The sequence below is a fragment of the Humibacter antri genome (genome assembly GCF_054777235.1).
Map to the genome: position 1 here is coordinate 145,996 of NZ_BAAHAW010000001.1, position 26,776 is coordinate 172,771.

Below are 26,776 nucleotides of genomic sequence, written 5' to 3' on the forward strand. Positions count from 1 at the left end.
GTGCCCGCACCGGAGCAAGAAGGAGACACGTGCACATGCGCATCTTCATGACGGGAGCATCCGGCTGGATCGGCTCCGCCGTCGTACCCCACCTGCTGACGGCAGGGCACGAGGTCACCGGACTGGCCCGATCGGATGCCTCGGCATCCGCCCTCGAGTCCGCCGGCGTCGCCCCTGTGCGTGGTGGCCTCGACGACCTCGACGTTCTGCGGGCGGGGGCACAGGCATCCGACGCGGTCATCCACCTCGGGTTCAAGCACGACTTCGACCATTTCGACGAGTCGGGGCGCACCGAGCGCGCGGCGCTCGAGACGTTCGCCGATGTGCTCGAAGGAACGGGACGCAAGTTCTTGTTCGCCTCGGGACTCGCCGGATTCGCGCCGGGCCGGCCGGCCACCGAACGCGATGAGTCGCCGTTCACCGGTGCCGACTCGCCGCGCGGCGGCAGCGAGAGGCTCGCGCTGAGCTTCACGGAACGCGGGATCGCGCCGGTGAGCCTGCGCTTCGCACCGACGGTGCATGGCACGGGCGACCACGGATTCTCGGCGACGCTCGTGCACATCGCCCGTGAGCGCGGCGTCTCCGCGTACATCGGAGACGGTGAGAACAGCTGGGCGGCGGTGCATCGCGACGATGCCGGTCGCCTCGTGAGTCTCGCGCTGGAGAAGGCGCCTGGCGGCACCATCACGCACGCGGTCGCCGAGGAAGGGATCCCGACGAGACGGATCGCCCAGGCGATCGGCGATGCGCTCGACCTCCCGGTCGCCTCCGTGTCGCCGGAGGATGCCGCCGAGCACTTCGGCTGGATCGGCATGTTCTTCGGAGTGAACGCGAACGCGTCAAGCGAGCTCACCCGCGAACTGCTCGGCTGGCAGCCCCGTGAGATCGGGCTGCTCGACGACCTAGCGCGGAACTACGTAGGCGCTCCCCTCGCCGGCGCGGCCTGACGAGCGCACCGGCCGAACCGGGCAGCTTCCTGCCGGACCGACCGCCGTCTCCAGCGGCGCCGACACCTGGACGAACCGGAGTCTGTTCGTCCAGGTGTTGCGGTTCTCACGGGTGCCGCGGCACCGGACGGGGACAAGGAGGCGGCACCACATCGCTGACGCCGAGAGCCTGCCCGACGGACGGTTCGAGAGCGTGGATCCGGCGCACCTCATGCAGGCGGAGCGGTCGCATGCCATCGCGAACGGAATCCGGGAACTGCTGCGTCATCGTGAACTCCCGGCAGCTCGCCACAAAGCATGGTGCGCACTACGGGCTGTCGACGACGCGTGGCCGGCACCCCGTGCCCGAGACACCATCCCGACCCGATGACTCAAGTCGCTCGTCGTAGTGAACGGTTGCGGTTCGGCCTCGCGACTGTCATGCATAGTGATACCGGCAAGCCGCTATGCGCACTTCGTCACCGATGACTTTGTAGACGAGGCGATGCTCGTCGGTGATGCGCCTGGACCAGTAACCGGCGAAGTCGTGCTTGAGTGCCTCGGGCTTCCCGATCCCTTCGTTCCCGCCCCGTTGGATGTCGGCGAGCAGGGTGTTGATCCGTTTCAGCACTTTCCGGTCCTGCGCCTGCCACCAGAGGTAATCGTCCCAGCCGTTTTCGTCCCAGACGAGTCTCACGTCAGTCGGTCTCGATCAGTTCATGCGCCTCACCACGCCCCGCTTCCAAGCGCTCCATCGCGTCGAGAAGCCGTCGTGCGTTCGCGGGTGAGCGCATCAGGTAGGCAGTCTCGCGTAGCGACTCGTAGTCATCCAGCGAAACGATGACGACGGGTTCGTGTCCGGCACGGGTGATGATGACCTCTTCACGGTCGCCGGTGACCGAGTCGAGTACCTCGGCGTAGTTCGCTCGCGACTCGGTGTAACTCATCGTCTTCATGACTTGCCTCCTGTACAGAAAATTGTACGTCGACTGGCTGGGTCGCGCGTGACGCAGGATGCGACGGAGGCACGCAGCTTCATCGATCAGCGCGTCCGGCGGCGCCGCCGGGAGATCATGACGGCGATGACGATGAGCACCAGCCCGACGAGAAGGATTATCGGGCCCAGGGTGCCCCACAGCGAGGAGCCGCTCATCACGGACCCGCGCAGCACATTGAGTCCTTGCAGGGTCCAGACCAATCCGACGGCGCCCAGGATCACTCCGAGAACCAGCAGCGGCCACATCCGCTTCACGGCGTCAGCCTAGTGTCAGTCCGCGGGAGCCGGCACCCCGCTCACCACGTGACCGTCGTGCAGCTCCAGCACCCGGTCGGCGCGCGAGACCAGAACCGGGTCGTGCGTGGTGACGACGGCGGCCGTTCCCCGGTCGTGCACCAGCGTCACGAGCAGCTCCATGATGGCGCCGGCCGTGATGCTGTCGAGCTGCCCGGTGGGCTCGTCGGCGAACAGCACCTCGGGCTCCGAGATGATCGCCCTGGCGATGCCCACCCGCTGCTGCTGTCCACCGGACATCTCGGGAGGCCGCTGCGCCGCGTGCGGCGTGAGGTCGACATCCTCCAGAGCGCGGGCCACGCGTTCCTCGCGTTCCGTCGCAGGGACGCCCAGCAGGCGCAGCGGCAGCTCCACGTTCTCGGCGGCCGAGAGCACCGGGATCAGCCCGAAGCCCTGGAACACGAAGCCGATCCGGTCGCGCCGGATGCGCACCAGCTCGTCCTCGCTCGCTGCGCTCAACTCCGTCTCGCCGAGCCACACGGATCCGCTGGTGGGCCGGTCGACGGCGGCGAGCATGTTCAGCAAAGTCGTCTTGCCCGAACCCGACCGCCCCTTGATCACGAGCAGTTCGCCCGGCCGCACCTCGACATCCACTCCGGCACACGCCTCAACGCGGTTGGGGCCCTCGCCGAACACCCTGGTCAGCGTATGAGCGCGAAGGATCGGGTCGATGGATGTTCGCACCTCCGTCAGCAGGTCGGTCACCGGAGGTCCTCCTCGGGGATCAGGGTCGGCCCGGTCTCGACGGGGTCGGTATCGGCGTGTTCGGTTTCGACAAGCTCAACCGGCGGGGTGGGCTCGACCGGCGGGAGGATCGGCTCGGTTTCGACAAGCTCAACCGGCGGGGCGGGCTCAACCGGCGGGAGAGTCGGCTCGGTTTCGACAAGCTCAACCGGCGGGGTGGGCTCAACCGGCGGGGCGGGCTCGACCGGCGGGGCGGGCTCGACCGGCGGGGCGGGCTCGACCGGCGGGGCGGGCGGGTCGGTGGCGGTGCGTTGCGCGGGCGACACTCGCACGTGCGTCGTCTCGAGTTCGAGCCGAACCCGGTCGCGCAGCTGCAGTCGCGACACGTACTCCGCGGGAAGCTGCAACCTGCCGGAGCGGTCGATGACCGTGAACTCCTCCGCCACCGAGTGCTCGCCGTGGTCGCCGTGGCTGCGGAACACCTCGGTCGACGTGCGTCCGTCGCGAATGAGAACGGTGCGGCGCACGTGCTCCGACACCGCGGGGTCGTGCGTCACGATGAGCGTCGTCACACCGAGCTCGCGGTTGACCGTGCGCATCACCTCGAGCACCTCCGCGCTGGTGGCGTCGTCGAGCTCGCCGGTCGGCTCGTCGGCCAGGAGCACCTGGGGCTCGTTCGCCAGGCTCACGGCGATGGCCACCCGCTGCTGCTCTCCGCCGGAGAGCTGTGCGGGAACCCGGTCGGCCAGGCGGCCGATCTCGAGAACGTCGAGCAATGCCGCGGATCGGCGCCGGCGATCCGGGGTTCCCGCCAGACTCATCGCCATCATGACGTTCTCGCGCGCCGTCAGGTACGGCAGCAGGTTGCGCTCGGTCTGCTGCCAGATGAACCCGACCACGCGTCTGCGGTAGTCCAGGCGCTGCCTGCGCGTGAGAGACAGCAAGTCGCGGCCGGCGACGCTCGCCTTGCCTGCGGTGGGTTTGTCGAGTCCGGAGAGAATGCCGAGCAGCGTCGACTTGCCCGAGCCGGATGCCCCGATGATGGCGACCAGCTCCCCTCGCGACACGTGCAGGTTCAGGCCCTGCAACGCCTGCACCTCCACGCCCACGCCGGAATAGATGCGCACCAGGTCGGAGCAGCTGATGGCCGTATCGGTGTCGTTCACAGTTCCTCCTCTGTCGCACGAAGCGTTCTCGCCGGGTCGGATCGTCGGGCCGCCGCTACCGCGAACGCCAGAGCCGCGGCCGTTCCCAAGGCGAAGAGCGCGACGACGAGTCCGACGGCGCCTGGGGAGATCGCGAGTGCGGGTTTCGCCAGCGCGCCCGTGACGGCGCGCAGGTCGACGGCGGCCACAACCAGCCACGACAGGCCGATTCCGGTCAGCACGCCGGCCACGATGGCGGTGGCCGCGAGCGGAACGACCTCCCATGCCACCAGCGCAGCGGACTGCGTTCGGTCGAAACCGAGCGTGCGCAGCACGGCCAGCAGCTTGATGCGCTGCCCTCTGGCCATCGCGAGGGTGAGCAGCAGCGCCCCGACCGCCATGAACAGCGCGAGCACCGTTCCAGCGAGCATCAGGTTCTGGATGCCCGCCAGCAGCGGCCCCTGCCCCTGGCGCATCCGTTCGGCCTGCACGGAATCCACGTGGGCACTCTTACCCGCTACCGATAGCGCCGCGGCCGCGACCTTCGCCGTGTCGACTCCGGGGCGCACGCCGACCATCGCGAACATCGCCGTGGATTCCTCGCGCAGCGATGCCGGCACGTGCGCCTGGTCGACGAGCGCCCAGGCCTCGTCGGTGAGGAACGGCACATCGACGTCTTTCGCCCGATGCACGACGTGCACCGGCACGGTGGTGCGGCCGTCGTCGAACGAGAGGCTCGTCACCGATGGCGATGCCGGCAGACCGCCCAGCACGATGGACGTGTGGCCGCTCTCAGCAGTGCTGGTTCTGTTGTCTGCGGCAGGGAACAACCGCTGCCCGTCGGCGACGTTCGCCTGAGCGGCCCCGATCGCACGCGCATCCACCAGGTAGGCGGCGACGTTCTCGCCTGCCGGCGTGCTCGCATAGCCGACGAGACGCAACGGGGCGACCGAGGTGACGCCGTCGATGCGGCGCAGCGCGGCGAGCTGCGCGTCGGACAGGCGGGCGCTCACGGTCACGTCGGCACCGACCCGGGCGACGGCATCCGCCTGTGCGCTTGTCACGAGAGTCGTGAAGGTGGTGCTGGCGAACACGGCGACCGCGACACCGGTGAGCATGGCGAAAAGCGGCCAGCGGCCTCCGGCCCCGCCGCGCGAAGCGGCGGCCCAACCGACCGGCGACACTGCACCGCGCGACGAGCGCGCCGCCCGGCCGATCAGCCGGAGAAGGGCCGGGTACACCCGCAGCACGAGCACGCAGACGGCGAACACCAGCAGAAGCGGCGTGGCCACCAGAAGCGGATCGACGCTGCTCGGATCGGTCGCCGTGGTCGCCCCGCGCTGCAGGAGGAGCACGCACGCGGCGCACGCCAGCGCGAGCACGAACAGTTCGGCGATGAGCGCCGTCACGGGGCGGCGTTTGCCCGTTCCCTCAGGCGACGCCGTGATCGCGACCGCGCACGGCGGCACGATGGCGCACACGGCGATCAGTAGTACGGCGGATGCCGTCGCCGCGTCCATCACGCCCGATGTCGCCAGCATCGCCCCGACTCCGCCCACCACCGCGGCCGGCACGGTGACAAGAGCGGTCTGCAGGGCGAGCGATCCGCGCACGCGTCGCTCTGACCCGCCGCGCGCACGCAGCAGCTGCAACTCGCGCGCTCGGCGTGAGGTCATCAGACGGGCTCCAACGAACAGCACGGCTACGGCGGCGCCGAGCGGCCCGATCGCGACGATCGCGAGGAGTGTGGGCACCGGGCCCTCGCGTGCGGTGATGGACTGAGCGACGTACGGGAGTCGGCTGGTCATGCGCAGGGGCGGCACCGTGACGCCGGCGCCCGTGTCGATGGGCTGCGCGAGGAAGGCGGTCGCGGCGGCAGAAATGCCCGGCAGGTCGCCGACCTCCATCGCAGACGGGTCGACGCCGTACCAGGCGGACACGTAGGGGTCGCCCAGCGCCGACGCGAGCTGCGGCCACGCATCCGGATCCATCCAGACCACGCCGTGATACAGGGCCGTTTTCGAGTCACCCGCCGACACGCTCTCTCCAAGTGACGCGCGTACTGGATCGAGAGCCCAGTAGTCCGCCGACGGGTTCCGCGGGGTGACCGTTCCGACGAGCCTGAACTTCAGGGGGAACGTTTCGGCAGTGCCCGCCTCCTGAGACAACGGCGACGTCTGCACCGCACTCATGTCGAGGTCCACGGTACGAGTCGTTCCGACCTTCCACTTCAGGTGCTCGGCCGTCGCCGCCGCCGTCGCAACTTCGAGCGTGCGGTCACCCAGCCCACCGGTCGGCCAGTGACCGTCGGCAAGCACTGCATCGGAATGCAGTTCGGGGTCGGCCTCGACCGAGAAACCCAGCTCGCTGCGCACCGGGTCCGTCGCCACCGGCTGCACGTGCAGTCCGGGTGCGACATTCGGCCTCGCGACCCCGTCGGAGCGCGCGACGAACCGCCCGGGCCGCGTGATGGCGTGCAGTGCCGGCTGCATATCGTGGCGCGCCTGCAGGAGAGCGTTCGGCAGTCCTGCCATCAGGGCCGTCGCCGTGGAAGCGGGTCGGCCTGTTTCAGCCGGCTGCAGCTGCACGGGCACGGTGCCGGTGAAGTCACGGGCGGCGGCGGGAGTCTGCGCAAGTCGGTCACGGGCATCCGACGTCACGAGCGCGCTCGTCGCCGCCGGCCACACCACGACTCCGGCGGTGGCGAGCAGCACCACGATGCCGAGCGCGGCGAAGCCGGATCTGAACGCCCGCATCGGGCGCGCTGGAGCTAGGAGCGGAGGCCATTTCTTGCCTCCGCGGTCGTCCCGGCGACCGGTTCCCTTGCGAACGCCTTCCTCGCGCCGGTCATCAGACGTGTGCCGCCCGGAGATCATGTCGTCGTTCTTCCCGGAACGGCGCGCACGGCGGTTCGATACTGCGCGACGGCGTAGCGCACCACGACGAGCGCGAGCAGGGCCAGCAGCACCGCAAGGCACCCGATCAGCCAGGTCAGGTCGAACGTGCCCACGACGGGGAGCGTCGTCGGCGCACCGGGAACGGAACGTCTGGCCAGCGCGTTGCCCGCCACGAGCGTGACCACGATGCCGGCGAGCACACCGCAGACGATCGCGTAGCCCACGGCCAGCGCCGCCTCCGCACTGCGGGTGGCCGCTTGCGTGTGCGGCCGGAACCCGATGGCGCGCAGAATGACGGTCTCGCTGCGGCGTCGACGCCAGAGAGCGGCGAGACTGGCCGCGAGGGCGACGACGGCGAGCGCGCAGCATCCGTACGCGCCGAGTTCGAGGGCGAGCACGACCGGCCCGATGAACCTCGTCGGCAGGGCCACGTCGGGCGTCACGACGGTACCGGAGCCTGCCGTCTGCTTCAGCGCGGCGGTGTCGAGGCGCGCATCGTGCTGCGCCGCGACGAAGACCGTGTCGACGGCAGGCAGATCTTGCGAGGTGCGGAGCATGGCCGCGGTGAGGGTCGGGAGGTCGACGAGCGCCGCGGCTGCGCGGTCGGTGCCGGGCACCTGCGGCGTCACGACCGCGACGCGGGCCTGCACTGAACCCTGCGGGAGATCGATCGACGTCGTGCTGCCGACCCTGAGGCCGGTTTGCGCCGCCAGGGCTGAGCTGATCGCCACCGGTACGGGCGATGCGGGCATCCCTGAAGCGAGCCGGGCGCGCACCGACGTCGCCGTGCTCGAGGCGACGTTGCCGTCGAACCCGAGGTCGCTCGCGCGTGCGTTCGTGGCGATGCCGCCCCCGTTCTCGTAGACACCGTCCTGCAGCTGCCAGCCGCCGCGCGGCATCGTCAGACGCGTCGCACCGACGGAGGCCGACTCGATGGAGACTCGGATGTTCCGCAGCGAGACCGGCGTGTACGTGTCGGCCGCGGACGGCAGATCGACGGCGAGGTCGAACGCCGAGATCGTCCAGGCCCCCTCTGGCAGGGACAGCCGCACCCGCTGCTCGGGAACGGATGCTTCGGCCGTCGCCACCGCAGACACCGCCACGTCGTCGGCCGACACCGGGATGACTTCGCCGCTCGGAGCGGACAGCCATGCGGTGATGTGCGCGGTCGTCGCCTCCGAGGCACCGGCGCGCACGGTGAGCGTGACCTGCTTCGCGCCGGCAGGGACGGCCATACCGTCGGCGGCCGCTCCCACGATGCCGTCGCCTCGGGCTCGCCGTCCGGGGTCCGGAGTCATGCACGCCCCGCCGACGATGACGCACCGGCCGAACCCGGTCAGCGCACCGGCGACGGACTTCGCGTTGAACATGGCATCCGGAACCGTGCTCAGAGCGGGCAGTTCGTTCGCGCGAACGCCGACCAGGGCGACGGCCAGTGGTCCGATCTGGGCCGGAATGGTCATCGCCGGTGCCGCGACGCTCACCCCGTGCACGCCGGCGATCCGCTTCAGTGGCACGGCATCTGACGGGCCGCCGACGAACTGCGGTACGTCGAGGTCGAGGCGGGCATCCGCTCCGACCACGAGCCGCGACGATGAGGAGAGGAACGAGACCCAGGTGGCCTGGTATCCGCTGGCGAAGGTCGAGACCGCCACGGCGAGCGTGAGCAGGGCGACCGGAGCCGCGAACACGGCGGCATGCCGCGAGACGGACCGCATCGGCAGCGACGCGACGCCCGGCGCGCGGGAGACGCCTGTCTCGATCGCCGCCGAGACCGGCGCGAAGAAGATGACGGCGAAGGTGGCCAGCGCGCATAGAACGGCGGCGGGGGCGATCACCGCGATCGGGTCGATGGGACCGACCGATGCCTGCCCCTGCACGAACCGCCACATCGAGATAGCCGCCATGGCGAGCAGCACGAGGGTGGCGCCCGCGGAGATGCCGAGCCGGGCGCGACCCGAGAGCTGACGCGCCTCGCCGGATGCCCGTACCGCCGCCAGCGTCGAGAACGCGAGAACCACCGCAACGGATCCGAGCAGCACTCCGATGCCCGGCAGCAGGAGAGCGGCGGGCGCCGGCACGCCCACGGTCAGGGCGAGTGCGACGAGCGCGGCGGCGGCTCCGACCAGGCACCCCGCAACGGCGGAGACGGCGATCTCGACGGCGTCGGCCGCGACGATGACACGAACCGATGCGCCGCGGGCCCGCAGCAGCCGCGTCTCGTTGTCGCGGGCATCCACGAGCAGTTGCGCGAGCAACGACAGCGCGATCACGCCGGCGACGGCCAGCACGGATGCCGGCACCGGCAGCACCGCGGACAGCGCCGCGTTCGCCTGTTCCATGCGGGCGAGCACCTCCAGGCCGCCTCCCGAAACCGACACGCTCGTGTCGCTCATGCCAGGGAGCCCACTGACGATGTCACCGAGCCGCGCCTCGGCGCGGCGTACCGACGCAAGCTGATCGGGGCGGATGCGTGCCGCATCCGGAGTCACGGCCCAGCGCGCGGAGAGCGCGGCGCCTTCGTCGTCGTTCGTGACGATCACCGGCAGCCCGGCGAACTTCTTGCGCAGCACCGCCCGCACGTCCGCGGCCGACGGATGCGGATCGCCTGCGCTCCACGTCCACGACACGGTGCGCGAGACGGATGATGCGGGCCCGGCATCGAGAGTGCTTCGAACGGATGCGGCCGGCCCCTGCACCGCGATGCCGACGATCACGCCCACCAGCGCGGCGACGATCGCGATCGTTCCGGCCATCGCGACCAGGAGTGCGATCTGGGCGCGCGAACGCACGCGCCACAGCGCGCCGCCGGATTCGCGGGGGTGTCGGGCGTAGCTCGACGGCGAGCCGTGCGCGTCGAGTGGGGTCTTCCCGGCGGGCACCCGCCCACCCTAGTACCGGCCGTCCTACCCACCGGAAGCCGCCAGTGCGGTCAATCCCCACCGCACGCCGCAAGTGCGGTCGATGCGCATCTGCGCGGCATCGACGTGGCGTGTGCGGCAATCTCCACCGGACGCCGCGTGTGCGGCACATCGGAGACACACTGAGGAGGCGAGCCAGAAAGGGTGTTCTGGTGCCACGCATCCGGCGTGTCTCCGATTTGCGGCTCGGCTGCGCTTAGCGACTCGGCACCGACATCCGGCTCGGCTGCGAATTGCGGCTCGGCACCGAATTGCCGCTCGACCGCGCGCCGCACCACCGCCCTGCTGCATCGTCCGAGCTGCTGCATCGTCCGAACCGCTGCACCTCCGGGCCGCTGCACCCTCCGAGCCGGCGGGGCGTAGCGTCGACACATGGCCACACGCGATCACTTGCGCCACGAGATGGCGATCCGGCTCCTGACCGTCTCGCACATCGACCAGCTGACGCCGTCGATGGTGCGCGTCACACTCATCGGCGACGCCCTCGAGGACTTCTCAGCGCCGGGCCCGACCGATCACGTCAAGGTGTTCTTCCCCGACCCGGTCACCGGAAAGCTGACCATTCCCGAGCTTCGCGCCGACGGTCTGCACCGACCGACCGACGGCGTGATCATCTCCCGCGACTACACGCCGTGCCGGTTCCGCCCGGCCCCGTTCGGTGCTGCGGAGCTCGACATCGACTTCGTGCTCCACGCGCCGGATGCCGCACACGGCAACCCGAAGGATCCCGCGGGCGGCGGTCCCGCCTCCGCGTGGGCTGCCGCGGCGCATCCGGGCGACGAGATCGCCGTCGCCGGTCCGCGCGGCTCGCGCATGGCGCCCCACGACGTGTCGGAGGCGGTGTTGATCGCCGACGAGACCGCGCTGCCGGCGTTCACCAGATGGCTCGACCTGCTGCCGGCATCCACTCGCATCACGGCTCTGCTCGACGTCGCCGACGAGGAGGCGGAGCCGTACGTCACGGCGGAGCAGCTGAGGCGGGCATCCGTGGAATGGCTGTACCGCGAGGACGGCCCCGGCCAGCTCGAGGAGGCGGTGCGGTCGCTGGAGATCGGACCGGATGCCTACGTCTGGGCGGCGGGCGAGGCATCCGCTCTCGTGCCGGTGCGGCGGCACCTCAAGCACGATGCCGGACTGCGCTCCGACCAGCTCGACGTGCAGGGCTACTGGCGGCGCGGCATCGTCAACCGAGACCACCACGAGCCGATCGACCCCTCCGACCCGGACTGACGCGAAGCCGGGCAGGCACCACGGGCGTGCATGTCCACGACGCCGGCTCGGAGGCGTGACCCGCACCTGACCCGAGACACCACTCGCGGCGCGATCAGAACGCGAAGAGCTGCCCCAGCACGACGAGCGCGACCACCAGGATCACCACGATGATCCCGAAGATCGACAGCCACCTGGCGGAGAGTCGTGCGATGCCGAATCCGACCAGGAACGGCAGTGATGCCAGCAGCAGGGCGAGGATCCACCAGAACACGGCGAATCCTGCGGCCGAGGCGTTGGAGAGGTGCTCGCCGAAAAGCTTGCGAGTCGCCGGATGCGTCGCGTACGCCACAGCGGCCGAGAGCGGGAAGGCGATGATCACCGCCGTGATCAGCCCGGCCAGCCAGCCGAGTATGCCCCGGTTGACCGATACCGTTTCCTCTCGCCGAGGCGCCTGCCTGCTCTTCGAACTCATGCGAGAAGGCTAAGCGGAGCTCATGCCGTCGGCCGCGTGCCCTGTACGGCTTCACCCGCACAGTGCGAGCGCACTCACCGCCACCAAGGCGACCACCGGTCCAGCTCGTCGCCAACCTGCCGACTGGTCTCGATGGGCTCAACCGGCACTGGGCGGCACGCCAAGGAAGCCCGGCCCACTGGTTTCGACGCGCTCAACCAGCGGGTTTCGACGTGCTCAACCAGCGGGTTCCGACGGTGCTCGACCAGCGGGTTCCGACGGTGCTCGACGAGCGGGTTCCGACGCGCTCAACCAGCGGGTTTCGACACGCTCAACCAGCGGGTTTCGACACGCTCAACCAGCGGGTTTCGGCCCCATCGACAAGCTCAGGACAGGCCGAGCTCGACCGACGACCAGGCTCGCTCACCGCAACCTGTGGTCGGTGATCGTCGCGCGTGGACCACGCCGCTCCTGCCGGCGACCCGACGCGAGGATCAGCCGCACCACGCGCTGCCGCTGGCCGGCCCATGGTTGCAGGAGTTCGAGCATCCCGTCGTCGTCGGTCTTCGAGCCGGTCAGCGCGTGGCCCACGATCGACGCCAGGTGGTAGTCGCCGACGCTGATGCGGTCGGGATCGCCGTGCGATCGCTGCAGCGTCTCGGCGGCCGTCCAGACACCGATGCCCGGGATCGTGCGCAGCTTGGCCGCCGCATCCATTCCGTCGTCGTCGATCGTGCGCTCCAGCGCGTCCGCGACGCGGCACGCGAGAACCACAGTTCTCGACCTGGTCGGATCGATGCCGAGCCGGTGCCACTGCCACGATGGGATGTGGCGCAGCACGTGCGCCGACGGGCACACGCGCAGCTCGCTCGGGGCCGCGCCCTCTGCCACACCGGGCGCGAGCTCGCCGAACCACCGCACGAGCTTCGCCCACTCCCGGTACGCCTCGAGGCTCGTCACCTTCTGCTCGATGACCGCGGGCACGAGCGCCTCGACGACTCGACGTGTGCGCGGCAAGCGAAGCCCGGGATTCCTGCGTCGCACCTCCGCGAGGAACGGATGCCTGCCCACGTCGAGCGCGCTCCAGTCGTCCCGCGAGCCCAGCAGCTCCGGCACGCCCGCGATCGCCCACTCGGCGCCCGGCCCCCATGCGGCAGCGTCAGCGCCGTCGCGGCGTTGCACGAGCCGTAACGTGGCCGGACCGTGCGGTGTGCGGAACGTGCGCCACACACCGGCGGCATCCCAGATCGTGGTCTGGTCATACGTGCCGCGCCCGAGGATGCCCAGCGTGCTGCGCAGGTCGACCGGCTCCGCCGGCCGGTATTCGCAGCGCAGCGGAGCCGCCGACAGCGCCGGCGTGCCCGCGCTCACCACCGGTCGGAGGCGGGCATCCTCCTGGGCATCCGCGATCGTCGTCACGCGCACCAGGCTACGTGCACCCCACCGACGAACGCGCCGCCACCGAAAGCGCCGAAGCTACGACCGCCGCACCGAGGCTAGGGCCTTTGACCGTAGCCTCGGTGCCGCGGGCGTAGTCTCGCCGCAGTATCCATAGTCTCGACACAGCATCCATAGCCTCGACGCTCCGCCATCCATTCGCACACGCTCGGCGGCGACCCGCCGTCACTCCCAGACGCTCGGCGCAGCGTCGCGCGTGGAGGGCAGCCGCACGTCCTCTCCCCAGCGCACCAGCCATTCCGGCAGCTCGAGGGCGGCGGGCGCCGGGCCCACGGCATCCAGCATCTCCTCGATCCCGACCGTGCCGCCCGACCGCTTCAGAAACCTCGCTTTGATGAACGCCTCGGCGTAGATCTCGTCGTGCACCACCGCGCGATGCTGCACGTAGGCCGCCTTCGCGTCGAAGCCGATGATGCGCGACTCCACCTCGAACCGCTGCCAGAGCTGCAGCGACTTGCGGAACGTGATCGTCTCTGATGCCACCACCGGGTACCAGCCGCGATCGGCGAAGATCTGCCACACTCCGTTGCGCCGCAGCATGTCGAACCTGCCGATGTCGAAGATCGACAGGTACACGCCGTTGTTCATGTGCTTCAGGATGTCCAGGTCGGTCGGCAGCACCCGGAACCTCGTGCGCGCCACGTCGTAGTGACCGATCCGCTTGCCGAAGCGGGAGATCCAGGCGTGCAAGATCGTGCGCAGGAGCATGTGCATTCCGCCACGCTAAGCGCGCCGCGCCGCGCGCGCCGACTCTCGTGTCGTACGCCGACAACGTGCGGCGCTTCGGCGGGGCATCCGTCGTTCCGCAGTCACTAAATGAGGGGTGTCGGACGAGCACACCCGCAATGTGCGACAGCGGAGTCACACACACAGACGAGCGCAGTCAGGATGCGCGTGCATACGCCCGAAGGAACGCGGAGGCCCCGGAATCGATCACCTTCGTGAGTTCCGCCGCTGACGGCTGCCGTTTGGCGCAGGTGAACATCATGCGATTGCTCGGAATCCAGAGCAGCATGCCTGCGAGGTGCTGGGCGGCGAGCCCTGGGTCGGGCACGTCGAGCAACTCGCGCCGGTCCAACTCGGAGAGACACGCGCCGACGGAGTCCAGCAACCGGACGAAGCCGCGCTCCCAGTAGAGGCGTCCCAGCTCCGGGAACCGGGTCGCCTCGGCGAGGACCAGGCGTCTGAGCCGCTGCACGCGGGGCGCCATGATCGAGCGCGCGAACAGCTCCGCCAGCATCCGCACGGCCTCATCCGCTGAGGGGACGTCGCGCATCCGCTCGGCGAGAGACACGACCGGGTCATGGATGCGGGCGCACTCGGCACGGATCAGCGCGGCGAACACGCCCTCCTTGTCTCCGAACGCCCGGTAGATCGTCTGCTTGGACACCGCCGCGGCTGCGGCAAGTTGATCGGTGCTCGTGCCGACGTAGCCGTTCGCGACGAAGACATCGAGCGCCTTGTCGAGCATGTGCGCGCGTTTCTCGTAGGAGACCTGAGGGCTGGGGTTGCGAACCATCAGTACCAAACAGTACCGTACTCGAAAGCGCAGTACCGGTCGGTACTGCGAGTAATCGACAGAGAGGTCACCAGCGTGTCATTCCAGGCGTACTTGGACACCATCGAGAAGAAGACGGGGCTGACCCCCCGTCAGCTCATCGACGTCGCGCGCGAACGCGGGCTGGATGCACCGGGCACGAAGGCCGGCGAGATCCTCACGTGGCTCAAGGACGACTACGAGCTGGGCCGCGGGCACGGCATGGCGCTGGTGCACGTCATCCAGAAGGGACCCACCATCAGCAGCACCCACGTCGGCACCGACGGCGTGCACCGCGACGAGTCGGAGACACTCTGGCTGGACGGCGCGGCGACGAAGCCCTCGGCCTGAGTCAGTGCCGCACGATCGGCCGGAAATCGCACGATCGGCCGGACGAAATCGCTTCAAGCATCCGGCGCATCTCACGAATTCCGGCGCATCGTGCGACGGCGGGGCACCGTCGACAGGGCACCGCTACCGCAGGTGCCGCTCCGGAACCCCGTCGTACTCCGACAGGGGACGGATCAGCGAGTTCGACGTGAGCTGCTCGATGACGTGGGCCGTCCATCCGGTGACGCGCGCGGCCGCGAAGATCGGCGTGAACGTCTCGGTGTCGAACCCCATCAGGTTGTACGCCGGGCCACTCGTGTAGTCGACGTTCGGCTTGATGCCCTTGCGGGAATCCATCGCCGCCTCGAGCGTCTCATAGAGGTCGAGCATCTCGGGCCGGTCGTAGTGCTCGACGAGCCGGTCGAGGGATTCCTTCATCGTCGGAACGCGCGAGTCGCCGTTCTTGTACACCCGGTGCCCGAAGCCCATGATCTTGCGCTTGTTCGCCAGAGCATCGTCGAGCCAGGCCTCGGCCTTGTCGGCGGATCCGATCTCGTCGAACGCCACCATGACCGCCTCGTTCGCACCACCGTGCAGCGGGCCCTTGAGCGCGCCGATCGCGCCGGTCACCGCGCTGTACACGTCGGAGAGCGTCGAGGCGATCACGCGTGCCGTGAACGTCGACGCGTTGAACGAGTGCTCCGCGTACAGGATGAGCGAGACCCGGAACGCGTCGACCACCACAGCGTCGGGCACCTCGCCGAACGTCATGTAGAGAAAGTTGCTCGAGTAGTCCAGCTCGTCGTGCGGCTCCACGAGCGGCAGGCCGTGGCGTCGGCGCTGGTCGTACGCGACGATGGCGGGCAGTTGCGCCATGAGTCGCAGCGCTTTCGGATACACCACCTCGAAGGGGTCGCCGACCGTGCCGAACGCGCCGTCCGCATCGTCGGCACCGACCACGCTGACGGCCGTGCGCAGCACATCCATGGGGTGTGCGGATGTCGGAATATCGTCGATCGCGCGCCTCACGTTCGGCGCCAGGGCGCGCTGCGCGCGCTCCTGCGCCTCGAACGCCTCCAGGTCGTCGTCACCGGGGAGCTCGCCGTTCCAGAGCAGGTACGCCACCTCTTCGAACGAGCACTTCGCGGCGAGCTCCTGCACCGGGTACCCCCGGTACAGGAGTGAGTTCGTGGCCGGGTTGACGCTCGAGATGGCCGTGGTGTCGACGACGACGCCGGCGAGGCCCTTGTGGATCTCGGCCATCGATCGAGGGTTCTGCTCGCTCATGGTGCTCCTTCGCTTTAGTGAAGTCTGCCATTTGCCTACCGCGGGTTGAGCTTGTCGAAACCAGGTGCCTTGGCGGCACGGGTTTCGACAAGCTCAACCCACGGGGTGGTGTCAGAACAGCCCGCGCGGGCTGTCGACCGAGGCGAGCAGCCCATGGCGGGCGCTGAAGCTCAGGCCCGGCAGTTCCTCGGGGGTGAGCTCGGGGAGCCGCTGCGCGACATCCAGGAAGCGGTCGATCTCGGATGCCTCCAAGGCGTCCGCGGCCAGCGTGCGGAACTTGTTCACGTAGTCGTCTCGGCCGAACGGGCGCGCGCCCTGCGGGTGGGCATCCGCCACCGCGATCTCCTCGACGATCTGCGATCCGTCGGTGAAGCGGATCTCCACCCGCCCGCCGAACGCCTGCTCGGCCGGGTCGAGCGAGTGGTAGCGGCGCGTCCACTCCTCGTCTTCGTCTGTGGAGACCTTGCGCCACAGCGCCACGGTGTCTGCGCGGTTCGCGCGCTCCGGCGCGTACGAGGCGACGTGGTCCCACACGCCGTCCTGCAGCGCCACGGTGAAGATGTACGGAATGGAGTGGTCGAGCGTCTCACGCGATGCGTTCGGATCGTACTTCTGCGGGTCGTTCGCGCCCGAGCCGATCACGAAGTGGGTGTGGTGCGAGGTGTGCAGCACGATCGATTCGACCCGTTCGGGGTCGTCGAAGATGATCGGGTACTCGTTGTGCAGCTTGCGCGCCAGGTCGATCCAGGCCTGCGCCTGGTACTCGGCCGAGTGCTCCTTCGTGAACGAGTCGAGGATCGCACGCTTGTGCTCGCCGAGATCGGGCAGCGTGACCTCGTACACGGCGTCGGCACCGTCGAGCAGCCAGGCGATCACTCCGTCTTCGCCCTCGTAGATCGGTGTCGGGCTCGTCTCGCCACGCATCGCCCGGTCGACCGATTCGATCGCCATCTTGCCGGCGAACGCCGGAGCAAAAGCCGTCCAACTGGAGATCTCGCCCTTGCGCGACTGCCGCGTCGCCGTCGTCGTGTGCAGCGCCTGGCCGATGGCCTGGAAGATCGTCTCCGTCTCCAACCCGAGCAGGGTGCCGATGCCGGCCGCTGCCGACGGTCCGAGGTGCGCGACGTGGTCGATCTTGTGGGCGTGCAGGCTGATGACGCGAGCCAGGTCGATCTGGATCTCGTATCCGGTGGCGATGCCGCGCACCACGTCGCTGCCGGTCAGGCCGCGCTCCGTGGCGAGGTGCTGCGCCACGGCGACGACCGGCGGGATGTTGTCGCCCGGGTGCGAGTACTCGGCCGCGAGGAAGGTGTCGTGATAGTCGAGCTCGCGCACGGCCACGCCGTTCGCCCAGGCCGCCCACTCGACGCTGACGCGGCGGGCGGCATCGGTGCCGAACACGCTCGATCCGCTGCCGCCGACCGACACCGGATGCGCCAGCGCCTGCGCGCGCGCCGCGGCGACCGGATGTCTGAGCAGCGACGCCGCCGCGACCGCCGCGTTGTCGATCACCCGGTTCACGACCATCTCGGTCACGTCGGGCGTCACCTCGACCGGGTCGGCGGCCACTTGGGCGAGCTTGTAGGCGAGCTGCTCGTCACGGGGCAGGTTCTCGTCGCTGCGATGCGTGCGTACGTGCGTGGTGTTCACCCGATCGAACCTACCCGGAGCTGTGCGGCGCGGCATCCATTCACCCCCCGTTCGGGTGAGCTTTCAGCCGGCGACTCGGCGGCTTCCTCAACAGGACAAGCGACCGAGAACATGCCAATCGGTCATGCTCTCGGCGGGAGAGCGCGATCTGTCATGTCGGCGCCGCTGTCGCGCTACACGTCGTCGCCGTACGACGCGGTCGGCACCATCACCGCGCGCGCCAACGTGTGGAAGTGCAGGTTGAACCCGAGCACCGATGGGGTCGACTCCGGGTCGAGGTCGAGGTGGTCGACATCCACGGCGTGCACGACCACGTGATAGCGGTGCATGCCCGTGCCCTCCGGCGGCTCTGCGCCCGTGAAGCCCACCTGGCGCAGTTCGTTCTTCAGCTGCAGCGCACCCGCGGGCAGTGGGCCACCCGCGTTGCCCGCGCCGCGTTCGAACGACGTCGTCGACGGCGGGATGTTGCAGACCGCCCAGTGCCAGAATCCGGCTCCGGTGGGGGCATCCGGATCGTGAATCGTCACCGCGAAACTCTTCGTGCCCTCGGGGAATCCGCTCCACGACAACTGCGGCGACGTGTCGCCTCCACTGGCGCGGAACCGTGCGGCGATCGGATGCCCGTCTGCGACATCCTCGCTCGTCACGGTGAACGATGGAACGGCTCCGAACCGCTCGTACGGGTCTTCAGCCACTTTGCTGCCTCCCTTGTTCACTTGGCAAGTTACCCCTTCACTGGGCAAGTCTCCCCACAACCAGGAGCAGCGCGGCAGTCTCAGAACCGGAGGATGCTCGCCGATGCGGCGGCGTCGACGGCGCATCGATCTGCACCATGCACTCAGCCGACTGCGGCGCGCCGCCGCTTGCGCGGCGCGCACAACCAATCAGCTGCGGGAGCCCGCCGTCTGCGGGCGGCGCGTGAAGGCGCGACGCAACCTTGCCGGCAGGGAACCGATCGCCCAGCCGGTCACGCGCAGCATCGCCTCGACCACGATGCCGCTCGACATCTTCGAGCTGCCGCGCTCGCGCTCCGGGAACGTGATCGGCACCTCCTTGATGCGCAGGCCGGCGACCTGGGCGTGCCAGAGCATGTCGATCTGGAAGCAGTAGCCCTGGCTGAGCACGGCATCCAGGTCGATGCGCTCAAGCGCATCCGCCGTGAATACGCGATAGCCGCCGGTCATGTCACGTACCGGAACCCCCAGCGCGAACCGGGCGTACGCGCTGCCGCAACGCGAGATCGCTTTGCGATAGAACGGCCAGCCGACGACTCCGCCGCCCGGCACCCAGCGCGAGCCGACGATGACGTCAGCCGTGTTCAGCGCCGCCAGCATGGGAGGAAGGTCTTCGGGGCGGTGCGAGCCGTCGGCATCCATCTCCACGATGACGTCATGGCCGCGTTCCAGCGCCCAGCGCATGCCCGCGCGATACGCGGCGCCGAGCCCCTCCTTGCCCGCGCGGTGCAGCACGCGAATGGCGATGTCACCGGTGGCGAGTTCGTCGGCGATGTCTCCCGTGCCGTCCGGAGATGCGTCGTCGACGATCAGCACGGTTGCCTTCGGCACCGAGCTTCTGACGCGACCCACGATCCACGCGATGTTCTGCGCTTCGTTGTAGGTCGGGATGATGACGGCAACATTCACGACGCTGATCCTCTCGTAAAAAGGTAGACGACATCCCTGTGCAGCCGATAGCTGTGCACTAGGGAGAACCCGAGGGAGCGGAGGGCGGAGACCCGCTCGTGCATGCCGCCCGTGTCGGCGCTGCCCGTCTTTCCGCGGTATTCGACGAGCCAGACCCGGCCGTCGCCTGAGGCGATGCGCGTGCCGACCTGCGGAATGCTGTACGTCTTGTCCCACAGCGAGTCGCGGTTCTCGTACGGAACGGCCAGCGTGACGTCGACGACGTTCGCGAACTGCTGCGGGTACAGGTGCATCGCGAGCCGCGGCCGGTTCGCCGCGGTCGCGGTCTCGTCGAAGACGACGTCGTCCCCCGGCTGGGAATGCCGTTGGATGACCGAGGCGACGCCCGCCCAGTCGCTTCCGCTGCTCGTGACAGAGGGTGTGCGCTGCCCGAGGTAGGCAGGTGCGGCGAGCGCCGCCACGAGCACGAGCCCGGCGAACGATGCGACGACGGCAAGCCGGGTGCCGGGAGCTGATGGTGCCGGCCTCGAGCGCCGCGCGTCCCAGTACCGCACGAGCCAGCGCCGCCCGACCCAGCGCCGCCCAACCGGGCGCCGCACAAGTCGGCGCGCTGCGCCGTCGACCGCGACGGCCAGCAGCACGGCGAGCGCCGGCGCCGTGAACGACAACGCTCGGGCCGCGTAGACGGGCACGATCGCGTTCACCGCGAGGACGGCCGCTGCAGGGAGCACCAGCCAGGCGAGCGCGAACAGCAGCAGGCGCGCGCGATCGGTGCGGAGCATCCGTCGCACTCCCGACGCGCAGCGGCGGCGCCAGGCGACGACGCCGACCACGGCGAGCGCGACGAGACTTCCGAGCGCGACCGCCGCGAGGGCAGGGCTGCGATCGAACCACGGCGCGACTGCGATGGTGAAGAGGTCGAGGACTGCTGGGCGCGTGACCGTCGCGGTGTGACCGTGCTGGAGGATCGCGACGTAGGCAAGCGGCGAGACGAGCCCTGCGCCGGCGAGGGTGGCGAGCATCCAACGCACGATCACGGAGCGCAGCGCGGCGACGTCCGGCGTGATGGCGGAGCCCGGGTGCGCGATCGCGTGGAAGGTCGCGCGCATGCGTCCGCGGGCATCCCACAGCAGCACTGCCGCGAAGGGCAGCGCGAGCAACGAGAGATAGAGGTAGGCGTAGCTGCACGCGGCGTAGGCGACGGCGAAGCAGGCCCAGGGCAGGATGCTCGTCCTTCTTCGCGTCACGAGCCGCAGGAACAGCACGGCGAGCCACACTGCGCACGCCGTGCCGAGCGCGTACCAGCGCACGTCGGCTCCGGTGGCGGTGGTTCCCGGCAGCACGGCGAAGATCAGCGCGGAGAGGATGCCGAGGCGCAGTCCGCCGTAACGCCCGACCAGCACCACGATGCCGGCAGCTGCCAGCCCCACGGCGATGGCGCTCGGCAGCCGCGTGGCGAATTCGGATGCCCCGAAGAAGTCGATCCAGACGTGCAGGAGGGAGTAGTAGACGCCGTGTGCGGCATCCGCCCGCACCAGTTCGCCGAGGAGCGAGCCGCCCGGACGCTCCGCCGACAGGATGCTGACCGCCTCATCGCTCCGGAACGCCGGCAACCATGATCCGAGCAGTGAGATGGTGAGAGCGACGAGACCGACGGTGGCTGCGGCCAGGGTCGTGCGGTACGACATCCGCGCGATGGGCGACACGGCCGCTGTCACACGCCGGGCGGATGACGCGCCTCCGCTCGTCTCGCTCACGTCACTCGGACGCGCACGCGTACCCTGACTCGCGGCGTGCGCGGTCGGCAGCACGTGGTTCACGTTTGCGCTGGTCACCGCACCTCCTCGACGTCGCTCGCCCGGGCACCGATCTGGTGTCTGACCAGGCAACAGGCATGCGCTGGGCATCGCCCCGGCTGAGCGTCGGCCGCGCGTGAACTTCTTCACAGGGGTGTGTCGCCTGTGGGCTGCTTCAGGGCTCGCCGCGTGCCTCACCGACGGCATCGACCACCTCTGGGGGCACGCCGGACACGGCGCGTGCGTACGTCGCGCAGTGCGCGTGCGCACGAAACGCGCGCTCGTTGCGCAGCGCTCACGTGCGTACGAAGCGCCCTCGTGCGAGAGGATGGACCGGGTGAGCATCCCCCTCTCCGGAACCCCCATCGATCTGTCACACGGCGACTATCGGGCATCCGTCGCGAGCGTCGGCGCCTCGCTGCGCTCGCTCACGTATGCGGGTCGCGGTCTCGTCGTGCCGTTCGACGCCGACGAACTGCGTCCGGCGTTCCGCGGCGCCACGCTGGTGCCGTGGCCGAACCGCATCGTCGACGGCCGGTACACCTTCGAGGGCGTGCAGCAGCAGGTGCCGCTGACCGAGCCGGAACGTGGCAATGCGCTGCACGGCCTCGCCGCCTGGCTCGACTTTCAGGTGCGTGACCGCGGCGACGACTTCGTGGAGCTGGCGGCGACCATCCAGGCGCAGCAGGGCTACCCGCACCGCCTCGATGTCACCGTGCTCTTCCGCCTCGGCGACGACGGCCTCTATTCCGCAGTGACCGCACGCAACACCGGAACGGATGCCGCCCCCTTCGGCACGGCACCGCACCCCTATCTCGTGGCGGGCGATGGCCGCGTCGACGACTGGATGCTCACCCTCCCCGCCGATCAGGTGCTCGCGGTCACGCCCGACCGGCTGGCGCCCATCGCGCTTGCCGACGTGGGTGGGCTCGTGGAGGGCACGAAGCAAGCAGGCGCGTTCGACTTCCGTGCCCCACGCCGTATCGGCGACGTGTTCATCGACCACGCGTTCACGGGGCTTTCGCGGGATGCCGACGGCGTGACATCCGTGCGGCTCACCGCGCCGGACGGCCACGGAGTCGCCATGCGGTGGGACAGCGCATGTGCGTGGGTACAGGTGCACACAGCGGATCAGCCCGACCCCGCGCGCAGTCGCGCCGGCCTCGCCGTGGAACCGATGACCTGCCCACCGGATGCCTTCAACTCCGGCACCGACCTCATCGTCCTGCAGCCGGGCGAGTCGACGACGGCGGGCTGGACGATCGCCGCCGCCGCGGGGTGACCCCTCCCGTCGCGGGTTGAGCCCTCTCCCGTCGGTTGAGCTTGTCGAAACCGCGCCGGCCGGGTCCCCCTCCCGTCGGGTTTCCCCCCTCCCGTCGGGTTTCCCCCCTCCCGTCGGGTTTCCCCCCTCCCGTCGGTTGAGCTTGTCGAAACCGGGCCGGCCGGGTTTCGACAAGCTCAACCCGCGAGGGCAGGGACACCACCCAACCGGCGAGGACAGGGACACCACTCAACCGGCGGGGGCAAGGACACCACCCAACCCGCGAGGGAAGAGCCACCGCTCAACCCGCGGGGGCAGCGGTACCGCTCAAGCGGCGGCGTGCGGATGCCGCTTCGCCCACTTGCGCTCGATCTTCAGGTAGCGGATGCGCCGCGCCCACGCGCTCGATGCCTCAGACGAGAGCGCCAGCAGCACCAGGATGTCCAGCGGCAACCCCAGCAGGTTCGCGCGCAAGCTCACCTGAGCTCCGCCGTTGAAGTAGTCGATCGCCGCGACGATCACGGTGAACGCGCTCACCGTCATGGAGAGGATGCGCGCCCAGTTGCTGCCCCGGAAGATCAGCAGGATCAGGGCGATCTGCACGACCAGCACGGCCGCGATGATGCCGATCGCCGTCGAAGCGGCGACGATTCCGAGCCCCCTCGCGACATCCTGCGGAACCCCGCCGATCTCGACCGTCATGGATCGCACGTAGGCGGTCCAGTTCGTGGCGGTGGCCACGATGAAGACCACGGCCGCGAGTGCACGCAGCGCCAGGAGCGCGCAGCCGAGGGCGATCGAGGCGGGGCGCTTGTCGGCGGCCGCCTCGACGACATCCGTCTCGTTCTCGAACTCGGTGCGCGACCTGATGCTCCGCAGGTCGACCACGGGCAGATTGCCGTCGGTGATGATCGAGTCGCCACCGCCGTTGCGTGCGTGGTACCCGGTGGAGAAGTCGCGGATCACACCGACCTGCACCGATGCGTCCGAGCTCCTGATCGAGTTCACCACGTAGTCGCGCTCGATATCGGTGTTGGCATCGATCTTGTGCGTCACCTGCAGCGTGAACAACGAGAAGCCGACCCGCCGATCGAACGTGCCGGCCCCTAGCCAGTCCGCGCGTTCACCACCCGGCAGGCGCCAGTCCTCAGGGCACTTCCAGAACCGCACGTGGTGCCGCTTCGCCGGGTTGCCGAGCACCTCCTGCTGGTAGGCGAGATCCTGCTGTCTGCCGAACAGCAGCAGCGGGCTCACCGGCGCCTCGTCGTAACTGCGCCGCAGCAGCGTCGAGGTCACGATGCGCCAGCTCGAGCGTGCGGTGACCGGGTCCGCGCGCGTCCAGCCGGCATCCGCCATCCCCGTCTCCAGCTGGGCCTGCGAGCCGAGCAGCGCCAGGTTGATCGGGTCGCCGAGCAGGCCGTCGCTGGTACGCGCCCGTCCGATGAAGTAGTTCGGCACGTAGATGCGGGTCAGGATGCTGTGCAGCCGTGGCAGCACCAGGTACGCCAGCAGCGCCCAGAACAGCACGAAGAAGACGATCAGCCACCAGCCCCAGCCGAAACTCTCGGATGCCAGCAGCCAGGCCAGCCAGATCGCCGCGAGGGTGGCGAGCAGGAAGTATCCGTAGTCGATCGCACGAGCGAGGCGCAGACGGAAGTTGCGCGCCGGCCGCTTCTTCGGCTCCTGCTCACCGCCCTGCGCGCGGCCCGCGGAGTCGGGCAGCGACGCGGTCTCTGGCGATGGCGAATCGGTGACGCCGCCCGCGTCGGGCGCGGTGGGCAGGGTGGACGCCACGGCTCGGGCGGGCGCAGCGGTTCGGGCGGGCGCCGCGTCGCGCGCGGCGGCCGTCCCGTCAGCGGTTCCCCCGACCGGCATGGCCCCATGTTACGGGCGTGCACCCTCGCAGAGGGCAGACGCGCACCGCCCCTCCGGTCGAGCCTGTCGAACGGGGCGGCCGCTTGCGGCCGAGTGATCGCTGGGACGCGGGCGTCCCTCGGAAACCGCCGCCGGGTTCGAGAGGCTCGACCACGACGGGGCTTCGGACGCACCGCCCCGAGTAGGCTGTGCGGATGCCGGCATCGGCACATTCTGTGGTTGGGGGAATCACATGAGCACAGCAGCATCCGCGAAACGACCGGGAGCGGTCACCGCGGCATACGTCATCTGGTTGATCGGTGCGATCGTCTCGCTGATCGGATCGATCTTCGCGCTCTTCGTCGGCATCGTCGCGCTCGGGGCGGGCGCAGCGATCGGCGGCGTGACGGGAGCGGCGGTCGGATCGGTCGTCTTGATCTTCGCCATCTTCGTCTTCATCATCGCGATCATCGAGCTCGTCATCGTGAATCGCATGCGCGACGGCCGCAACTGGGCGCGTGTGGTGCTGACGATTCTGGGCATCCTGTCGGTGATCGGCTCGATCGTGCCGTTGTTCTCCGCCGGCTTCAGCTCCACGTCGTTCTGGTCCCTCGTGCAGGTGGTCGTGCTGATCATCGCGATCGTGCTGATGTTCGTGCCGGCCGCGAACGCCTATTTCGCCTCTGGCGGGGCGACGCCGTCGTCGTACGCACCGCCTGCCGCGCCGAGTTCCGCTCCCGCCGCTCCGCCGGCCACGGCGATGCCCGCGGCTCCGCCGACCACCGCGATGCCCGTCACGCCGCCCGCCGAAACAGCCGGCCAGAACCCCGACGACGTCCGCCCGCCGACCACCTGAGAGGCCAAGCGGATACCACGCGAGACAGGCGCTGACAAGCTCCCGTGCGCCACGCTGGCGCGCCTATTCTGAGGCCATGTCGTTTCGCGCGCTTCAGGTCATCCAGCAGATCGACGACGGTGCGATCGTCGAGCACGAGGCCCGGCTTCGCACGCTCGACGACGACGCGCTCGAGCCGGCAGACGTCGAGGTCGACGTCGTGTACTCGGCTCTGAACTACAAGGACGGGCTCGCACTCGCCGGACGTCCAGGGGTGCTGCGACGGTCACCGCTGATTCCGGGCATCGATCTCGTGGGGCGGGTGCGGGCATCCGCCGATCCGCGTTTCGTGCCGGGCGACCACGTGGTGCTGAACGGCGACGGCATCGGGGAGTCGCTGAACGGCGGCCTCGCCGAGCGGGCCGCGGTGCGCGGCGAGGCGCTGGTGCTGATTCCGGATGCCTTCACCCTTCATCAGGCCGCTGCCGTCGGCACCGCGGGCTTCACGGCGATGCTCGCCGTGCTGGCGCTCGAGCACGGCGGGGTCACGCCATCCTCCGGTGACGTGCTCGTGACCGGAGCGGCCGGGGGCGTCGGCTCGGTGGCGATCGCGGTGCTGGCGAAGCTCGGTTACTCGGTGACGGCATCCACCGGCCGGGGTGACAGCGAGGCGGGCTACCTGCGCGAGCTCGGGGCATCCGCCATCCTCAACCGCGCCGATTTCGCCGCGCCCGGGCGGGCGCTGCAGAAGGCGCGCTGGGCGGGTGCGATCGACACGGTCGGGAGCACGACGCTCGCCAACGTTCTGGCGCAGACCTCGTATGGCGGGGTGGTTGCCGCGTGCGGTCTGGCCGGCGGGCCCGACCTCCCGGCGACGGTGATGCCGTTCATCCTGCGCGGGGTGTCGCTGGCCGGCATCAACTCCGTCGAGGCGCCGCGCATGCGCCGGCAGGATGCCTGGGACCGCCTCGCCCGCGACCTCGACCTGCACCTGCTCGACAGCATGACGACGACGATCGGACTCGAGGATGCCGTCGGCGCGGCCGGCCGCATCCTTGCGGGCCAGGTGCGCGGCCGCACCGTCGTCGACGTGCACAGCTGACCAGCCTGCCCCGGATCCCTCCCGCCGGTCGAGCCTGCTCCCGCCGGTTGAGCCTGTCGAAACCCGCCCCATCCTCCCTCCCGCCGGTTGAGCCTTCTCCCGCCGGTCGAGCCTGCTCCCGCCGGTTGAGCCTGTCGAAACCGCCCTCCCCCGGCTCGCCTCCCGCCGGTTGAGCCTGTCGAAACCGCCCCATCCGCCTCCCTCCCGCCGGTTGAGCCCTGTCGAAACCGCCCCATCCGCCTCCCTCCCGCCGGTTGAGCCCTGTCGAAACCCCCTCCCCCGAGGTATCGGGTTTCGACAGGCTCAACCAACGGCGGGCCCATAGGCTGACCGCATGATCGTGATCGCGACCCTGGTCGTCGCTCTCGCCGCCATCATCCACGTGCTGATCTTCGTGCTGGAGAGCCTGTTCTGGACGCGCCCGGGGGGGAGTGTCCGAGATTCGGTGTAACCGGCCTGACACGCCGACGTTGGTCGGCAGGGAAGGGTCGTCATG

General features: G+C 69.7%; 22 protein-coding genes and 1 pseudogene. 6 read left to right on the forward strand and 17 right to left on the reverse strand.

The annotated features are described in order from the left end of the window. Positions 1-35 precede the first annotated feature (35 nt). A complete protein-coding gene (locus ACYVDK_RS00595) occupies positions 36-947 on the forward strand; it encodes an SDR family oxidoreductase (protein WP_460516423.1) in 912 nt (303 codons plus the stop codon). Between the two features lie 418 nt (positions 948-1,365). Here the strand turns inward: ACYVDK_RS00595 and ACYVDK_RS00600 are convergent, their stop codons facing one another. The 7 genes and pseudogenes from ACYVDK_RS00600 to ACYVDK_RS00630 all read right to left on the reverse strand — a co-directional run bounded on the left by ACYVDK_RS00600 (position 1,366) and on the right by ACYVDK_RS00630 (position 9,825). Next, complete coding sequence (locus ACYVDK_RS00600) at positions 1,366-1,623, reverse strand: type II toxin-antitoxin system YoeB family toxin (protein WP_460516426.1); 258 nt, start codon at positions 1,621-1,623, stop codon at positions 1,366-1,368. A 1-nt stretch (position 1,624) separates the two neighbouring features. Beyond that, a complete protein-coding gene (locus ACYVDK_RS00605; protein ID WP_460516428.1) occupies positions 1,625-1,882 on the reverse strand; it encodes a type II toxin-antitoxin system Phd/YefM family antitoxin in 258 nt (85 codons plus the stop codon). Positions 1,883-1,968: 86 nt separating this feature from the next. Beyond that, the gene (locus ACYVDK_RS00610) at positions 1,969-2,169 is read right to left on the reverse strand and encodes a hypothetical protein (protein WP_460516489.1); all 201 of its coding nucleotides are present in this window, start codon (positions 2,167-2,169) and stop codon (positions 1,969-1,971) included. A gap of 24 nt (positions 2,170-2,193) precedes the next feature. Further along, complete coding sequence (locus ACYVDK_RS00615) at positions 2,194-2,922, reverse strand: ABC transporter ATP-binding protein (RefSeq protein ID WP_460516431.1); 729 nt, start codon at positions 2,920-2,922, stop codon at positions 2,194-2,196. Between the two features lie 245 nt (positions 2,923-3,167). Beyond that, a pseudogene (locus ACYVDK_RS00620) lies at positions 3,168-4,067 on the reverse strand (ABC transporter ATP-binding protein); the annotation flags it as partial. Then, entirely contained in the window at positions 4,064-6,802 is a 2,739-nt protein-coding gene (locus ACYVDK_RS00625) for an FtsX-like permease family protein (protein ID WP_460516434.1), read from the reverse strand. The pseudogene ACYVDK_RS00620 and the gene ACYVDK_RS00625, both read right to left, overlap by 4 nt. A gap of 116 nt (positions 6,803-6,918) precedes the next feature. Continuing rightward, complete coding sequence (locus ACYVDK_RS00630; protein ID WP_460516437.1) at positions 6,919-9,825, reverse strand: FtsX-like permease family protein; 2,907 nt, start codon at positions 9,823-9,825, stop codon at positions 6,919-6,921. 411 nt (positions 9,826-10,236) lie between these two features. On the opposite strand from ACYVDK_RS00630, the gene ACYVDK_RS00635 reads away from it, so the two are divergent. Beyond that, on the forward strand, positions 10,237-11,094 hold the full coding sequence (locus ACYVDK_RS00635) for a siderophore-interacting protein (RefSeq protein ID WP_460516440.1): 858 nt from the start codon (positions 10,237-10,239) through the stop codon (positions 11,092-11,094). Between the two features lie 94 nt (positions 11,095-11,188). On the opposite strand, the gene ACYVDK_RS00640 is transcribed toward ACYVDK_RS00635, so the two are convergent. The 4 genes from ACYVDK_RS00640 to ACYVDK_RS00655 all read right to left on the reverse strand — a co-directional run bounded on the left by ACYVDK_RS00640 (position 11,189) and on the right by ACYVDK_RS00655 (position 14,504). Continuing rightward, positions 11,189-11,548, reverse strand: a complete 360-nt coding sequence (locus ACYVDK_RS00640; protein ID WP_460516443.1) for a hypothetical protein — start codon at positions 11,546-11,548, stop codon at positions 11,189-11,191. Positions 11,549-11,950: 402 nt separating this feature from the next. Continuing rightward, the gene (locus tag ACYVDK_RS00645; RefSeq protein ID WP_460516492.1) at positions 11,951-12,937 is read right to left on the reverse strand and encodes a DNA-3-methyladenine glycosylase family protein; all 987 of its coding nucleotides are present in this window, start codon (positions 12,935-12,937) and stop codon (positions 11,951-11,953) included. Between the two features lie 213 nt (positions 12,938-13,150). Further along, the gene (locus ACYVDK_RS00650; RefSeq protein ID WP_460516446.1) at positions 13,151-13,699 is read right to left on the reverse strand and encodes a thioesterase family protein; all 549 of its coding nucleotides are present in this window, start codon (positions 13,697-13,699) and stop codon (positions 13,151-13,153) included. Positions 13,700-13,868: 169 nt separating this feature from the next. Continuing rightward, on the reverse strand, positions 13,869-14,504 hold the full coding sequence (locus ACYVDK_RS00655) for a TetR/AcrR family transcriptional regulator (protein WP_460516449.1): 636 nt from the start codon (positions 14,502-14,504) through the stop codon (positions 13,869-13,871). 75 nt (positions 14,505-14,579) lie between these two features. Between ACYVDK_RS00655 and ACYVDK_RS00660 the strand changes: the two genes are divergently transcribed. Further along, positions 14,580-14,873: a DUF4287 domain-containing protein gene (locus ACYVDK_RS00660; RefSeq protein WP_460516452.1), complete on the forward strand. Its 294-nt coding sequence runs from the start codon at positions 14,580-14,582 to the stop codon at positions 14,871-14,873. Between the two features lie 123 nt (positions 14,874-14,996). Here the strand turns inward: ACYVDK_RS00660 and ACYVDK_RS00665 are convergent, their stop codons facing one another. From ACYVDK_RS00665 to ACYVDK_RS00685, 5 genes are all read right to left on the reverse strand, one after another. Continuing rightward, positions 14,997-16,139: a citrate synthase/methylcitrate synthase gene (locus ACYVDK_RS00665; protein ID WP_460516455.1), complete on the reverse strand. Its 1,143-nt coding sequence runs from the start codon at positions 16,137-16,139 to the stop codon at positions 14,997-14,999. A gap of 111 nt (positions 16,140-16,250) precedes the next feature. Then, entirely contained in the window at positions 16,251-17,825 is a 1,575-nt protein-coding gene (locus ACYVDK_RS00670) for an MmgE/PrpD family protein (RefSeq protein WP_460516458.1), read from the reverse strand. 137 nt (positions 17,826-17,962) lie between these two features. Further along, a complete protein-coding gene (locus ACYVDK_RS00675) occupies positions 17,963-18,484 on the reverse strand; it encodes a YbhB/YbcL family Raf kinase inhibitor-like protein (protein WP_460516461.1) in 522 nt (173 codons plus the stop codon). A gap of 189 nt (positions 18,485-18,673) precedes the next feature. Next, entirely contained in the window at positions 18,674-19,432 is a 759-nt protein-coding gene (locus ACYVDK_RS00680; protein WP_460516464.1) for a polyprenol monophosphomannose synthase, read from the reverse strand. Continuing rightward, positions 19,429-21,267 carry a glycosyltransferase family 39 protein gene (locus ACYVDK_RS00685; RefSeq protein WP_460516466.1) on the reverse strand — a complete coding sequence of 613 codons (1,839 nt, stop codon included), beginning with the start codon at positions 21,265-21,267 and terminating at the stop codon, positions 19,429-19,431. Before ACYVDK_RS00685 ends, ACYVDK_RS00680 begins: the two co-directional genes overlap by 4 nt. A gap of 289 nt (positions 21,268-21,556) precedes the next feature. On the opposite strand from ACYVDK_RS00685, the gene ACYVDK_RS00690 reads away from it, so the two are divergent. Beyond that, positions 21,557-22,510, forward strand: a complete 954-nt coding sequence (locus ACYVDK_RS00690; RefSeq protein ID WP_460516495.1) for an aldose 1-epimerase family protein — start codon at positions 21,557-21,559, stop codon at positions 22,508-22,510. A 306-nt stretch (positions 22,511-22,816) separates the two neighbouring features. On the opposite strand, the gene ACYVDK_RS00695 is transcribed toward ACYVDK_RS00690, so the two are convergent. After that, entirely contained in the window at positions 22,817-24,364 is a 1,548-nt protein-coding gene (locus ACYVDK_RS00695; protein WP_460516469.1) for an LssY C-terminal domain-containing protein, read from the reverse strand. Between the two features lie 232 nt (positions 24,365-24,596). Here ACYVDK_RS00695 and ACYVDK_RS00700 point away from each other — a divergent pair, with 232 nt between their 5' ends. Beyond that, positions 24,597-25,199, forward strand: a complete 603-nt coding sequence (locus ACYVDK_RS00700) for a hypothetical protein (RefSeq protein ID WP_460516472.1) — start codon at positions 24,597-24,599, stop codon at positions 25,197-25,199. A 76-nt stretch (positions 25,200-25,275) separates the two neighbouring features. Then, positions 25,276-26,280 carry an MDR family oxidoreductase gene (locus ACYVDK_RS00705; protein WP_460516475.1) on the forward strand — a complete coding sequence of 335 codons (1,005 nt, stop codon included), beginning with the start codon at positions 25,276-25,278 and terminating at the stop codon, positions 26,278-26,280. Positions 26,281-26,776: the final 496 nt, after the last annotated feature.

What these genes read in the sequence shown, in the direction of transcription:
- ACYVDK_RS00595 (WP_460516423.1), top strand. Translation starts at nt 36, where the DNA reads ATGCGCATCTTCATGACGGGAGCATCCGGCTGGATCGGCTCCGCCGTC.
- ACYVDK_RS00605 (WP_460516428.1), bottom strand. Translation starts at nt 1,882, where the DNA reads ATGAAGACGATGAGTTACACCGAGTCGCGAGCGAACTACGCCGAGGTA.
- ACYVDK_RS00610 (WP_460516489.1), bottom strand. Translation starts at nt 2,169, where the DNA reads ATGTGGCCGCTGCTGGTTCTCGGAGTGATCCTGGGCGCCGTCGGATTG.
- ACYVDK_RS00625 (WP_460516434.1), bottom strand. Translation starts at nt 6,802, where the DNA reads ATGCGGGCGTTCAGATCCGGCTTCGCCGCGCTCGGCATCGTGGTGCTG.
- ACYVDK_RS00635 (WP_460516440.1), top strand. Translation starts at nt 10,237, where the DNA reads ATGGCCACACGCGATCACTTGCGCCACGAGATGGCGATCCGGCTCCTG.
- ACYVDK_RS00640 (WP_460516443.1), bottom strand. Translation starts at nt 11,548, where the DNA reads ATGAGTTCGAAGAGCAGGCAGGCGCCTCGGCGAGAGGAAACGGTATCG.
- ACYVDK_RS00650 (WP_460516446.1), bottom strand. Translation starts at nt 13,699, where the DNA reads ATGCACATGCTCCTGCGCACGATCTTGCACGCCTGGATCTCCCGCTTC.
- ACYVDK_RS00655 (WP_460516449.1), bottom strand. Translation starts at nt 14,504, where the DNA reads ATGGTTCGCAACCCCAGCCCTCAGGTCTCCTACGAGAAACGCGCGCAC.
- ACYVDK_RS00665 (WP_460516455.1), bottom strand. Translation starts at nt 16,139, where the DNA reads ATGAGCGAGCAGAACCCTCGATCGATGGCCGAGATCCACAAGGGCCTC.
- ACYVDK_RS00670 (WP_460516458.1), bottom strand. Translation starts at nt 17,825, where the DNA reads ATGCCGCGCCGCACAGCTCCGGGTAGGTTCGATCGGGTGAACACCACG.
- ACYVDK_RS00690 (WP_460516495.1), top strand. Translation starts at nt 21,557, where the DNA reads ATGGACCGGGTGAGCATCCCCCTCTCCGGAACCCCCATCGATCTGTCA.
- ACYVDK_RS00695 (WP_460516469.1), bottom strand. Translation starts at nt 24,364, where the DNA reads ATGCCGGTCGGGGGAACCGCTGACGGGACGGCCGCCGCGCGCGACGCG.
- ACYVDK_RS00700 (WP_460516472.1), top strand. Translation starts at nt 24,597, where the DNA reads ATGAGCACAGCAGCATCCGCGAAACGACCGGGAGCGGTCACCGCGGCA.
- ACYVDK_RS00705 (WP_460516475.1), top strand. Translation starts at nt 25,276, where the DNA reads ATGTCGTTTCGCGCGCTTCAGGTCATCCAGCAGATCGACGACGGTGCG.